Origin of the sequence: Actinocatenispora sera (genome assembly GCF_018324685.1) — a bacterium.
GTDB classification, from domain to species: Bacteria; Actinomycetota; Actinomycetes; order Mycobacteriales; family Micromonosporaceae; genus Actinocatenispora; species Actinocatenispora sera.
Window position 1 is genome coordinate 2,019,346 of the sequence record NZ_AP023354.1, and the last position, 12,206, is coordinate 2,031,551.

At 72.5% G+C, this 12,206-nt stretch carries 12 protein-coding genes; 7 read left to right on the forward strand and 5 right to left on the reverse strand.

The window, feature by feature from the left end; translation table 11 throughout:
• Positions 1-2: 2 nt before the first annotated feature.
• Positions 3-581: a TetR family transcriptional regulator gene (locus tag Asera_RS09665; protein WP_030446612.1), complete on the reverse strand. Its 579-nt coding sequence runs from the start codon at positions 579-581 to the stop codon at positions 3-5.
• A gap of 87 nt (positions 582-668) precedes the next feature.
• Here Asera_RS09665 and Asera_RS09670 point away from each other — a divergent pair, with 87 nt between their 5' ends.
• The 7 genes from Asera_RS09670 to paaE all read left to right on the forward strand — a co-directional run bounded on the left by Asera_RS09670 (position 669) and on the right by paaE (position 6,242).
• Entirely contained in the window at positions 669-1,814 is a 1,146-nt protein-coding gene (locus Asera_RS09670) for an FAD-dependent monooxygenase (protein ID WP_030446613.1), read from the forward strand.
• Positions 1,815-1,905: 91 nt separating this feature from the next.
• Complete coding sequence (locus tag Asera_RS09675; protein ID WP_030446614.1) at positions 1,906-2,325, forward strand: LPXTG cell wall anchor domain-containing protein; 420 nt, start codon at positions 1,906-1,908, stop codon at positions 2,323-2,325.
• Positions 2,326-2,571: 246 nt separating this feature from the next.
• Positions 2,572-3,615 carry a 1,2-phenylacetyl-CoA epoxidase subunit PaaA gene (gene paaA / locus Asera_RS09680; RefSeq protein WP_030446615.1) on the forward strand — a complete coding sequence of 348 codons (1,044 nt, stop codon included), beginning with the start codon at positions 2,572-2,574 and terminating at the stop codon, positions 3,613-3,615.
• Positions 3,612-3,926 (forward strand): 1,2-phenylacetyl-CoA epoxidase subunit PaaB, encoded by a 315-nt coding sequence (gene paaB / locus Asera_RS09685; protein ID WP_051802315.1) that lies wholly within the window; start codon positions 3,612-3,614, stop codon positions 3,924-3,926. Before paaA ends, paaB begins: the two co-directional genes overlap by 4 nt.
• Positions 3,923-4,666 (forward strand): 1,2-phenylacetyl-CoA epoxidase subunit PaaC, encoded by a 744-nt coding sequence (gene paaC / locus Asera_RS09690; protein ID WP_030446617.1) that lies wholly within the window; start codon positions 3,923-3,925, stop codon positions 4,664-4,666. The genes paaB and paaC overlap by 4 nt, the downstream gene beginning before the upstream one ends.
• A complete protein-coding gene (gene paaD / locus Asera_RS09695; protein WP_030446618.1) occupies positions 4,660-5,136 on the forward strand; it encodes a 1,2-phenylacetyl-CoA epoxidase subunit PaaD in 477 nt (158 codons plus the stop codon). The genes paaC and paaD overlap by 7 nt, the downstream gene beginning before the upstream one ends.
• Entirely contained in the window at positions 5,136-6,242 is a 1,107-nt protein-coding gene (gene paaE, locus Asera_RS09700; RefSeq protein ID WP_030446619.1) for a 1,2-phenylacetyl-CoA epoxidase subunit PaaE, read from the forward strand. Before paaD ends, paaE begins: the two co-directional genes overlap by 1 nt.
• A gap of 73 nt (positions 6,243-6,315) precedes the next feature.
• Here paaE and Asera_RS09705 read toward each other — a convergent pair whose 3' ends face one another.
• The 4 genes from Asera_RS09705 to Asera_RS09720 all read right to left on the reverse strand — a co-directional run bounded on the left by Asera_RS09705 (position 6,316) and on the right by Asera_RS09720 (position 12,095).
• A complete protein-coding gene (locus Asera_RS09705) occupies positions 6,316-8,832 on the reverse strand; it encodes a sensor histidine kinase (protein ID WP_051802316.1) in 2,517 nt (838 codons plus the stop codon).
• Between the two features lie 213 nt (positions 8,833-9,045).
• Positions 9,046-10,674 (reverse strand): AMP-dependent synthetase/ligase, encoded by a 1,629-nt coding sequence (locus Asera_RS09710; protein ID WP_051802317.1) that lies wholly within the window; start codon positions 10,672-10,674, stop codon positions 9,046-9,048.
• Positions 10,674-11,498 carry a class I SAM-dependent methyltransferase gene (locus Asera_RS09715; protein WP_051802318.1) on the reverse strand — a complete coding sequence of 275 codons (825 nt, stop codon included), beginning with the start codon at positions 11,496-11,498 and terminating at the stop codon, positions 10,674-10,676. Before Asera_RS09715 ends, Asera_RS09710 begins: the two co-directional genes overlap by 1 nt.
• A gap of 144 nt (positions 11,499-11,642) precedes the next feature.
• The gene (locus tag Asera_RS09720) at positions 11,643-12,095 is read right to left on the reverse strand and encodes a PaaI family thioesterase (protein ID WP_244843810.1); all 453 of its coding nucleotides are present in this window, start codon (positions 12,093-12,095) and stop codon (positions 11,643-11,645) included.
• Positions 12,096-12,206: the final 111 nt, after the last annotated feature.

The window sequence follows — 12,206 nt, forward strand, 5'->3', positions numbered from 1 at the left end:
CGTCACGGCGTCGGCTCGGCACGCTGGGCGGCCCGGGCGGATGCGGTCGTGGTGATGCCGGTGAGGATCAGGGCGAGGCCGGTGTGGAAGGCGGCGTCTCGTTCGGCGCGCTGGGCCGGGGTCGGCGGGAAGTCGCTGCGCGCCTGTTCCTCGATGGTGAAGCCGTTGGCGTAGGCGAAGACCGTGTCGACGGCTGCCATCGCGCCGGCCTGGTCCAGCCCGGAACCGCGCACCATGGCGATCATCCGGTGCCAGCCCTGCTGCGCGGCCGCCTGGTCCGGCCGTACTCCGGTGGCGACCAGCCGGGCGCCGTCGCGGTGCCGTAGCAGCCGGTTCCGGTACTCCATCGCCCCGCTGCGGAGCATCTCGTCCCACCGGCCCGAGGCGGCCGGGGTCCCGTCGTCCATGGTCACCGCTTCGACCATCGCGGTGAGCAGCGCCCGCTTGCTCGGGAAGTGCCGGTAGAGGGCGCCCGGCTGGACGCCGAGCCGCTCGGCCAGCCGGCGCGTGGTGAGCGCGTCGAGTCCCACCTCGTCGAGCAGGTCGAGCGCTGCGTGCAGGACTTCGTCGCGTCGAGACACCCGGACAGTTTGCCAGCCGGGTACCCGCGTGGTTAGAGTGAACAATGTTCACGTGAACTTAGTTCACTCAGCGATGTGGAGGGTGTCATGCGGATCGTCGTGATCGGAGCCGGACTCGGTGGGCTCGCGCTGGCCCGGCGGCTGCGGCGGGAGGGATTCGACGTCGGGGTCGTCGAGCGCGACGCCAGCGCCGAGGCCCGCTTCCAGGGGTACCGGATCGGGCTGGAGCCGGACGGCCTCGCCGCGCTGCGGGGCTGCCTGACCGAGCGGCTGCTGCCGCTACTGGACGCGGTCGCCGGGGAGATGACGGGCGCCGGCCGCGCGGTCGACCCGCAGCTCAACCTGCTGGCCGAGCTGCCCCCGCGGTACGAGGGGCTGCTGTTCGACCGCGCCGTGCTGCGGCACCTGCTGCTTGCCGGGATCGAGGACATCGTCACCTTCGACCGCCACCTGACCGGCTACCGGGAGCATGCCGACGGCGTCGTCCTGACGTACGCGGACGGCAGCACCGAGACCGCCGACCTCGTCGTCGGTGCCGACGGCATGGGCTCCACCGTGCGCCGGCAGCTGCTGCCCGACGTCGAGGTGCGTGACCTCGGCCGGTACGGCGGGATCGGCCGCACGCCGCTGACCGAACGGTTCGCCGACCTGGTACCCGGCTGGAGCACCATGGTCTCCGCGCCGGACGTGCAGCTGATGCTCGGCAAGATGCCGTTCCGCCGGTCGCCGCGCGCGGCCGCCGCCGAACTCGCGCCGGAGGTCGCCCTGCCGGACACGCCGAGCTACCTGCGGTGGGTCATGCTGCTGCCGCCGGATCGGGCCGAGCTGGGCGCGCACCTCGCCGACGACCAGGACGGCGGACTCGCGGTACTCCGGTCCATCGCCGCCGGCTGGCACCCGGACCTGGTGGCGCTGCTCGCCGAGGCCGACCGGGCCAACAGCGGGGTCGGTCCGCTGCGGCTCGGCGATCCGGTCGAACCGTGGGAGACCGGCCGGGTCACGCTGCTCGGCGACGCCGGCCATCCGGTACCGCCCGGCGGTGCCGGCGCCGCGCTGGCGTTCCTGGACGCCGCCGACCTGACGAACGCGCTGGTCGCGGCGCGGGACGGCGGTACGACACGGACGGCCGCGCTCGCCGGGTACGAACAGCGGATGTGCGCCCGCGGCGCGGAGTCGCGGGCGCAGGCGCTCGCCGCCTTCCAGATGTTCGACGCCGCCCGCAGCGCGAGCTGAACGTCCCGGTTCGGTGGTCTCCGCACGTTTCGCGACTCCGCCTTTCGGCCGACTCTCAGCGCTGCCGACGCTGCCGACCGCCGAGTGCACGGTGGCAGTCGACGGCAAGCCCGACTGGCAGCATCACGAGCTTGGCGGACGCTCGTACTTCTGCGGGTTCGGCCCCGCGCTGCGGGCAGGGGAGACGACGTACCTGACGATCACGGTGAAGATCGAGAAATCCATGGTCGGCTCGGACGGGACGCTGTCGATCATGGCGGGCAACATTCCGGACCGGAACTCGAAGAACGACCGCGCGGCGATCACGTTGACGGTACTGAGCGGCAGCGCGGCGCCGTCGCACAGCGCCAGCGGCTCGGTCGGTACCGGTGGGCACGGCGGCGGTGACGCCGGCGGCTCGCTGCCGGTGACCGGTACCCGGCTCGGCCTGTACGGCGGGGCCGGCCTGCTGGTGCTGCTGGCCGGTGTCGGCCTGGTCGTGCTGGGTCGGCGGCGCCGGGCGAACATCTGAGCGAGCTCCCGGCCGGGTCGACCTGACGGGGTTTCGGCCGGGTCGACTTGACCGGGCTCTTGGCCGGGTCGACTTGACCGGGTTTCCGGCCGGGTCGGCCTGATTCGGCTCACGACCGGTTTGACCTGCGGATTCACGGTGGCCGCGGCGCCTGGCGTCGCGGCCACCGCCGTGCCCGGCGCGCCGGGCCGGCACGACGTGTTACAGATTCTTGCCGCGGTGACGGGATGCTGTAACACTGGGGGCATGGAGCGGCAGGAGGTGCCCGGTGCGTCCGGGCTGTTGTCCGAGGTGGCGGCGGCCGAAGCGGAGCTGCGCGCGACCGCCGAGCGAGACCACGGCGCGGCCGCGGCCGGCGACGAGCTGGCGGCGTACTTCGACGCGGTCGTCGGGGCGGAGGCGAAGATCGAGCCGCGCGACTGGATGCCCGAGGCGTACCGGAAGGGGCTGGTGCGGCAGATCGCCCAGCACGCGCACTCGGAGATCATCGGGATGCAGCCGGAGGGCAACTGGCTGACCCGGGCGCCGTCGCTGGCGCGCAAGGCGATCCTGCTGGCCAAGGTGCAGGACGAGGCGGGTCACGGCCTCTACCTCTACGCGGCGGCCGAGACGCTCGGGGTGTCTCGCGTGCAGCTGTTCGACAAGCTGCTGTCCGGGCGGCAGAAGTACAGCTCGATCTTCAACTACCCGACGCTGAGCTGGGCGGACGTGGGCGCGATCGGCTGGCTGGTGGACGGTGCGGCGATCGTCAACCAGGTGCCGCTGTGCCGCTGCTCGTACGGGCCGTACGCGCGGGCGATGATCCGGATCTGCAAGGAGGAGTCGTTCCACCAGCGGCAGGGGTTCGACCTGCTGTACACGCTGGCCCGCGGCACCGACGAGCAGCGCGCCATGGCGCAGGACGCGGTCGACCGCTGGTGGTACCCGTCGCTCGCGATGTTCGGGCCACCGGACGCCGACTCGACCCACTCGGCGCAGTCGATGGCCTGGAGGATCAAGCGGTTCAGCAACGACGAGCTACGGCAGAAGTTCGTCGACATGACCGCGCAGCAGGCCGGGGTCCTCGGGCTGAGCCTGCCGGACGAGGCGCTCGCGTACGACCAGGAGTCCGGGCACTGGCGGTACACCCAGCCCGACTTCGCCGAGCTGATGCGGGTCATCTCGGGCGACGGGCCGTGCAACCGGCAGCGGATCGAGCACCGCCGGCGGGCGCATGACGACGGCGCCTGGGTACGGGACTCGGCCGCGGCGTACGCGGCGAAGCAGCGCACGAGGAAGGCCGCGGCATGACCGTCGAGAACGGACAGTCCACAGTGGATAGTCAGGACTGGCCGCTGTGGGAGGTGTTCGTCCGCCCCCGGCGCGGGCTGGCCCACTCGCACGTGGGCAGCCTGCACGCCTCCGACGCGGAGCTCGCGGTGCGCAACGCGCGCGACCTGTACACCAGGCGGCAGGAGGGCGTGTCGATCTGGGTGGTGCCGGCGGCGGCGATCACCGCGTCCAGCCCGGACGAGAAGGACGCGTTCTTCGCCCCGGCCGGCGACAAGGTCTACCGGCACCCGACGTTCTATCCGGTACCGGAGGGGGTCGAGCACCTGTGAGATCCGACTACGTGCTGGCGCTGGCCGACGACGGCCTGATCGCCGCGCAGCGGCTCGCCGAGTGGACGTCCCGCGCACCGGAGCTGGAGGAGGACGTCGCGCTGGCGAACATCGCCCTGGACACCCTGGGCCAGGCGCGGCTGCTGTTGAGCCATGCCGGAGAGCTGGAGGGTGCCGGCCGGGACGAGGACGATCTCGCCTACCTCCGCGACGAGCAGGACTTCCGCAACTGCCAGCTGGTCGAGCTGGACAACGGTGACTTCGCGGTGACGATCGTGAAGTTGCTGTGCTTCGCGACCTACCAGCACGAGCTGTACGCGGCGCTGCGGCGCAGCACCGACGAGCGGCTCGCCGCGATCGCGGCGAAGGCGGTCACCGAGACCGAGTACCACGTCGACCACGCCCGGCTGTGGACGCTGCGGCTCGGCGACGGTACCCCCGAGGCGCACCGGCGGATGACTGACGCGCTCGCCCGGATCTGGCCCTACACGCACGAGCTGTTCGAGGCCGGCTGGATCGATCCGGAGCTGCTGGCCGAAGGGGTCGCGGTCGATCCGGCCACCCTGCGCGAGCCCTGGCTGTCCACAGTGGACAAAACCCTGGTCGAGGCGACGCTGGCGGTACCGGACGACGACTGGGCACCGAGCGGCGGCCGGCACGGGGTGCACACCGAGGTGATGGGCTACCTGCTCGCGGAGATGCAGTACCTGCACCGGGCGCACCCGGGTGCGACATGGTGACCGAGGCGGCGGCCCGGGCCGCGGTCGCCGCGGTCGCCGACCCGGAGCTGCCGGTGGTGACGATCGACGACCTGGGCATCCTGCGTACCGTGTCGGTCGAGGCCGACCGGGTCCGGGTCGCGATCACCCCGACGTACTCGGGCTGCCCGGCCATGGACGTGATCCGGTCCGACATCCGGTCCCGGCTCGCCGAGATCGGGGTGTCCGACGTGGAGGTCGAGACGCAGCTGGCGCCGCCGTGGACGACCGACGCCATCAGCCCGGCCGGCCGGGCGAAGCTCGACGCGGCCGGGATCGCGCCACCAGGCCCCCGCGGGCAGGCTCCCGTCGCGGTACGGCTGTCGGTGCGGTGCCCGCACTGCGCGTCCCCCGACACCGAGGAGCTGTCCCGCTACTCGTCGACCGCCTGCAAGGCGCTGTGGCGGTGCCGGGCCTGCGGCGAACCGTTCGACCGGATCAAGGAGCACTGATGGCGGTCACGCTGCGGCGGCCGACGCGCCGTCGCCCGGAGTTCCACAAGCTGGCCGTGGCCCGGCTCGAGCGGCTGACCGAGGACGCCTACCTGCTCGGGTTCACGGTACCGGCGGAACTTCGCGACACGTTCGCGTTCCGGCCCGGCCAGCACCTGACCGTGCGCCACCTGGTGGACGGCGACGACGCACGCCGGTCGTACTCGATCTGCTCCACGCCCGAGCGGCTCGCCACCGACGGCGAGCTGCAGGTGGGGGTGAAGCTGATCGCGGACGGGGTCTTCTCCCGGTACGTGTCCGAGGAACTCGCCGTCGGCGACCGGCTCGAGGTGCTCCCGCCGCTGGGCCACTTCACCACCGACCTCGCTCCGGAGCGGTCCCGGCACTACGCGGCGATCGTCGCCGGCAGCGGCGTGACACCCGTGCTGTCGCTGGTGTCGACGGCGCTGTCGGTGGAGCCGGAGAGCCGGTTCACCGTGCTGTACGGCAACCGGTTCGTGCGCTCGGTGATGTTCGTCGACGAGCTGGCCGACCTCAAGGACCGTTACCCCGACCGGCTGCAGCTGGTACACGTGCTGTCCCAGGAGCCGGGCGGCTCGGAGTTGCTCTCCGGACGGCTGGACCCGGACCGGATCGGCCGGCTGCTAGCCACGCTGGTCGATCCGTCCACAGTGGACGAGTGGTTCCTGTGCGGCCCCTACGGCATGGTGGTCGGCGCGCAGCGGGTGCTGGCGGAGGCCGGGGTCGACGAGCGCTCGGTGCACACCGAGCTGTTCCACGTCAGCGCCGAACCGCCCGCCACGCCGTCCGCCGCGCCGGTACCGGCGGGGGAGGCCCAGGTGACCATCACCCTGGACGGCCGGTCCAGCACGTTCGGGATGGCCTACGACGAGCGGATCCTGGACAAGGCCCTCGAGGTACGGGGTGAATTGCCGTACTCGTGTCGCGGTGGGGTCTGCTCCACCTGCCGGGCGAGGGTCACCGGTGGCGAGGTCCGGATGGCCCGCAACTTCGCCCTGGAACCCGACGAGCTGGCCGCCGGCTACGTGCTGACCTGCCAGTCCAGCCCGGCCACCGAGCACGTCGAGGTCGACTACGACGGTTGAGTAACCGCCTGCCGGGCACGGCGGGTACGGACCGGCCGGGTTTCGTATCTGACGAAACCCGGCCGGTCCTGTGTCACTCCGGTTCGCCGGGCTGGTAGAGCTCGCCGATCCGCGCCCGCTGCAGGCCGCGGTGGTAGGACGACAGCGTGCCCCGGACCTCCTCGGCCGACCGTTGCCGCCGCACCGGAGCCGGCGCGCGGGTGACGCTGCCGGGTACCAGTTGCGCCTGCGGATCCCGCCGGGGCAGACCGCCGGTGGTGCCGTGGCCGGCCAGGCGCGAGGAAGCCGCGGCGAGCCGCCACCCGTCGTCCGCCGGCGACTCCCAGCGACCGGTCGCCGAGGCGCGCGGCGGCGGTGCCTCGTCGCGGGACCCGTCCGGTACGCCGGACGCCTGCTCGGGCCGGGACGTCGAGGCGATCTGGAACCAGGCGGACCCGGCCGGACGCGACGGCGGCTCGGCCGCCGCTGCCGTGGCCGGGTGGGGCGGCAGCCCGATGGACGGCCGTGCCGGCGCCGCGGCCCGTACGGTCTGCGGCGTCTCGACCCGGCGCCGTGCCGACGTCGGGTCGGGCACCGACCGGTACCCGGGCGACTCCAGGATGTCCTGCGGGATGACCACCTCGGCCAGGGTGCCGGGCAGCGCCGAGCGCAGCTCGACGGTCGCGCCGATGTGCCTGGCCAACCGGCCCACCACGGCGAGACCCATGTTCCGGGACAGCGACGCGTCCACCGACGGCGGGTCGGCCAACCGCCGGTTCAGCTCGGTCAGCCGATCGGCGCGGATCCCGGCACCGGCGTCGGTGATCGTGACGTAGACCCGGTTGCCGATCCAGCACGCCTCGGCCGTGACGATGGTGTCCGGCGGCGAGAACGAGGTCGCGTTGTCCAGCAGCTCGGCGATGAGGTGGACCAGGTCGTTGACCGCGCGACCGGCGACGTCCACGCCCATGTCGACGACGCCGAGCTCGATCCGCGTGTACTGCTCCACCTGGGACTGCGCGGCGCGCAGCACGTCGCCCAGCGCCGCCGACTCGCGACGGGCCCGGCTCACGTCGACCCCGACCAGGACCAGCAGGTTCTCGTCGTTGCGCCGCATCTGGGTGGCCAGGTGGTCGAGGTGGAACAGCTGACCGAGCCGGTCCGGGTTCTGCTCGCCCTGCTCCATCTGGTCGATGCGCCGGATCAGCCGGTCGACCAGCAGCTGCGAACGGCGGGCGAGGTTGACGAACATCGTCGACACGCTGCTGCGCAGCGTGGCCTGCTCCGCCGCGATCCGGACCGTCTCCCGGTGCACGACGTTGAACGCCTCGGACACCTGGCCGATCTCGTCCTGGCTGGGTCTGGCCACCACGTCCTGGACGCCGGCGGCGAGGTCGTCGGCGGTGAGCGTGCCGAGCGTGCCCGGGTCGCGGAGCCGGGCCACCGTATCGGGCAGCTCCTGGTACGCCACGGACAGCGCACCGGCCTCCAACCGGTGCAGCGACCTGGCCATGGAACGCGCGGTCAGCAACGCGATCGCGATCGCCACCAACACCATCAGCGACACCGCCGCCGACTCGGCGACGAGCTGGCGGAGCAGGTCGTTCTCCTGCTGCTGGACGAGGGCGCGGAACTCTTCGCGGAGCCGGGTTTCGACCAGGCCGCTGAGCGCCACCCGGGTACCCATCGTCCTGGTCCACTGCGCGGTACCGACGTCGCCGGAGATCGTGCCGGTGCCGCCGGCGCTCGCCCGGCTCAGGTCACCCTCGTACCGCTGGGCGGCGATGATGTCGTTCTGGGTCTGCGCCGTGGTCAGGGCGTGCCGGTCGCCGGGCAGGGGCGTGTCGGTGTTCGCCCCGACCCCGCGGCCGGCGATCGTTCGCTCCATCGCGGTGACGTGGTCGCCGTCCACGGCGTCGCGGAACGCGCGCAGCGCCTCGGCCTGCCCCTCCAGGTTGGCCTGGAACGACTCGTGCTGGGCGGAGGTCACGTCGGAGCCACCGGCCAGCATGACGATCCCGACCTCCTGCTCCTGCGAGGTCATCTCGGTGTGCGAAGCCATCGCGCTGGCGCCACGGGCCAGGTTGGCCGCCTCGTCCGAACCGGCCACGTTGGCCAGCGTCTGCCGGTACGCCAGCAGGTCGGCGATCAGGCTGCGGTAGCTGAACACCGCGGTGGACAGCGGGATGATGTCGCGCTTCTCGATCGACCGGCGCAGCGGATCGAGCTCGTCGAGCTGGGTGTCGATGCGGCCCAGCAGATCGGTGAGGTTGCGCTCCGAGCTGTCCACCCCGGCGCGCGCCGCGCGGTACTCCCGCAGCTGCCTGTCGGCCTTGGCGATCTGCTCCCGGTACGCGCGAGCGGCGGCGCCCTGCTTCTGCTTCGGCGTGGTGAGCAGGGCCGCGGCCAGCGTCCGTTCGGTCTGCAGCTGGGTGGTCAACGCGGTGGCGTCGTCGGCGAGCCGGGCTTGCCGGATCGCCTGCCGGGCCTGCAGCACGTCCTGGCCGGTACCGACCAGCTGGACGGCGGCGACCCCGATCAGCGCGGTGATCGGCACGATCAGGATCAGCCCGAGCTTGGTCCGGATTCGTGCATCACGAAGGCGGGCCACCGGACCACGACGCCGGTCCGTGGTCGGTCGCTCGCTGGTGCTCTGCCGTTCTGTCACCGGCCACCCCTCGAGACGGACATACAACGCAGCCAACGATGAATGCTGTGATGCGGCGTCAACGCCGCAAGAGCGATGAACCGCTGGATTGCATCATGAATGTCTGGGCGAAAAAAGACCGCTGTCGATGTCTTCCGGGCGTTGCCCGCTGTTTCGTTACGAATCCGGTCGGTACATCGCGTCGATCTCCTCCCGGTAGCGGGCGTTCACGGTCTCGCGCCGGATCTTCAACGACGCGGTCAGCTCGCCGCCGGACACGGTCAGCTCGCCGTCCAGGATGCGGAACGCCCGGATCGACTCCGGCCGCGACACCGCCCGGTTGGCCTCGGTCACGGCCGCCTGGATCTCCGCCCGCAGCACCGGATCCCGGTCCAGCGGACCGTCGGCGCGGTTGCGCTCGCGCAGTACCGCCGGGTCCAGGGCGACCAGGCAGGACACGAACGGGCGGCGGTCGCCGACCACCACCGCCTGGCTGATCAGCGGGTGTGCCCGCAGCCGGCTCTCCAGCGTGGTGACGTCGACGTTCTTGCCGCCGGCGGTGATCACCAGATCCTTCTTGCGTCCGGTGATGGACAGGAACCCGTCGTCGTCCAGGACACCGATGTCGCCGGTGTGCAACCAGCCGTCCACCAGGGCGCCGGCCGTCGCCGCCGGGTTGCGGTGGTAGCCACCGAACACGCAGTCCCCGCGGACCAGCACCTCGCCGTCGGCGGCGATGCGCACCGAGACTCCGGGCAGCGGCCGGCCCACGGAACCCGGGCGGCTCGCGTCCGGGCCGTTGATGGTGGCCGGCCCGGCGACCTCGGTCAGCCCGTACCCCTCGTAGACGGCGATCCCGGCGGACCGGTAGAAGTGGCCGAGCTGCTCGTCGTGCGGGGCGCCGCCAACCACGATCGCGCCGCACCTTCCGCCGAGCGCCGCCACGGCGTCGCCACCCGGCGCCGCGTCCCGCAGCTTCTCCATGTACCGGGGGACCAGCGGCAGCACCGTCGGCCGCACCGCGGCGAGGCCGGCCGCGAGCTCGGCGGTACGGGGCAGGTGGGTGACGCGCACCTGGCGCAGCACCGCCGCGCACTGCATCGTGCGGGTGAAGATGTGGGCGAGCGGCAGGAACAGCACGATCGCACCGCCGGGCGCGAACACCGGGCCGAGCCGGTCCAGGAACCCGTCCAGGTTCGACAGGAAGTTGTCATGCGTGATCGCCACGCCCTTGGCCGGCCCGGTGGTCCCGCTGGTGTAGATGATCGTCGCGACCGACTCCGGCGGTACCTTCCGGCGCTGCGCGAACGCCTCGTCGTCGACGTCCGCCGCCCGCTCGGCGAGCCGGTCCAGCGCACCGCCGTCCAGCCGCAGCACGACGGGAGGCGGGCCGCCGATCGTCCGGGTCGCCGTCTCGACGACGCGGGCCTCGTCCGCGCCGCCGACGAGGCACCAGCCGGCGCCGGAGTCGCGCAGGATCCAGGCCACCTGCTCGACGCTCGCGGTGTCGTACACCGGAACGCTGACCGCGCCGATCGACCAGAGCGCGTAGTCGCAGACCGTCCACTCGTACCGGGTCGCGGACAGCAGGCCGACCCGGTCGCCGGCGCGGATGCCCGCGGCGATCAGGCCCTTGCCGACGGCGGTCACCCGGTCGGCGAACTCGGTCGCGGTCACCCGGCCGGGGCCGTCGGACGGCGCGAACGCGACCGCGCTCGGATGCTCGATGGCGTTGCGGTACACCGGATCGGCCATGCTGGACAGGCCGCTCGCCGCCGCCACCGCGGGCGTGTGGTACTCGCGCATCAGCCCGCACCCCGGCCCGGGTCGGTCCCCGCGGCCGCGCCGGGACGCCGCCCCACCGTGGTGTGCATCAGCCAGGCGGAGAGGACGAAGCCGGGATCGTCGAGCAGCCGGTGCAGCGTGGCCAGCTGCTCGCCGGTCATCCCGTCGGCCCGCAGCGTCGGCTCGATCTGGTACGCCAACGCCTGGTACAGGCCGCATCCGGCGCTGCCGCCGGGCCACGACCGGCCGAACACGACGGTCCGCTCGGGCGCCAGGCCCGCGGTGCGCATCGCCGCGTAGGCGTACCTGGTCCAGCCGAGATCCGCGCCGTTGCGCCGGCCGAGGCTCCGGATGATGTCGTTGAACAGCTCGAACGTCTCGGCATCGGCCGGATCCGGCACCGCGAGGACGGGGTCGCGCTCGCGGCAGTCGCAGTCCGACAGCACGATCAGCCCGCCCGGGCGAAGCGCGGAGACCAGCCGGGCCAGCACCTCGTGCCGGTTCGGCAGGTGCACGAACACCATCCGGGCGTGGATCAGGTCGTACTCGCCCGCCGGTACCGGGTCGCGGCCGACATCGTGCCGGAGCACCGTCAGGTTGTCGCGCTCGGTGAGGTACCGCGGATCGACGTCGGTGGCGGTGACGTGCCCCTCCGGGCCGACCCGGTCGGCCAGCCAGCCGGCGATCGAGCCCGCGCCGGCCCCGATGTCCAGGCACCGCCAGCCGCGGCCCACCCCGTACTCGGTGAGGACGGACGTGGTGTGGCCGTCGAACGCCTCGCTGAGCTGATCGAGCTGTCGTGCGCCGGCCGCGCCGGCGTTGTCGAAGCTGTATCCGGTAGGCATCTGGGCGGCTCCAGTCCGAACGTTCCCTTCGGGAAGTGGATACGCGTAGCTGCCGCCTCGTGCGCTATGCGGTGGATGCGCTCGGAGCCGGGATTTGCAATGTTTGACCAGCGGTACCCCGTCCGCAACCCTCGCCGGCGCCCGTTACCGCGCCGAGATCTCGTCCTCGCGGGCCGCCGTCGAAGATCTAGGGAGATCTCGGATCAGACAGGTCAGTCGGGCCGTGCAGACCGTCCGGCCGTCGTCGTCGGTGAGCACGATCCGGTACGTGGCCAGCGTGTCGCCGCGATGCACCGGGGTCGCCGTCCCGGTGATGGTGCCGCGCAGCGCGGGCCGGTGGTGCGTGGCGTTGATCTCGACCCCGACCGCGCGCCGCTGCGGGCCTGCATGCAGGGCCGCAGCCATGGTTCCGAGCGTCTCGGCGAGCACGCAGGACACGCCGCCGTGCAGCATCCCGTACGACTGCGTGTTGCCGGCTACGGGCATGCTGCCGACCACGCGTTCCGGGTCGGCCTGCCGGATCTCGATGCCGGTACGTTCGACGGCCGGGCCGAGCGGGCCGATGCCGGCGATGGCGTTCGGATCGAACGACTGCACGGGCGGTCCTCCATCGGTGTTTTCCCCTCGTGTTCGCCGCGCCGCGCGACGGAGTTTCGCCGGGGGTCTTTCGGGGACGACGTGGTGTAGGCAAAATAGGCGCTCGCCAGG

Coding starts and splice junctions, on each gene's coding strand:
- Asera_RS09670 (WP_030446613.1), top strand. CDS start 669: ATGCGGATCGTCGTGATCGGAGCCGGACTCGGTGGGCTCGCGCTGGCC.
- paaA (WP_030446615.1), top strand. CDS start 2,572: ATGGAGCGGCAGGAGGTGCCCGGTGCGTCCGGGCTGTTGTCCGAGGTG.
- paaB (WP_051802315.1), top strand. CDS start 3,612: ATGACCGTCGAGAACGGACAGTCCACAGTGGATAGTCAGGACTGGCCG.
- paaD (WP_030446618.1), top strand. CDS start 4,660: ATGGTGACCGAGGCGGCGGCCCGGGCCGCGGTCGCCGCGGTCGCCGAC.
- paaE (WP_030446619.1), top strand. CDS start 5,136: ATGGCGGTCACGCTGCGGCGGCCGACGCGCCGTCGCCCGGAGTTCCAC.
- Asera_RS09710 (WP_051802317.1), bottom strand. CDS start 10,674: ATGCGCGAGTACCACACGCCCGCGGTGGCGGCGGCGAGCGGCCTGTCC.
- Asera_RS09715 (WP_051802318.1), bottom strand. CDS start 11,498: ATGCCTACCGGATACAGCTTCGACAACGCCGGCGCGGCCGGCGCACGA.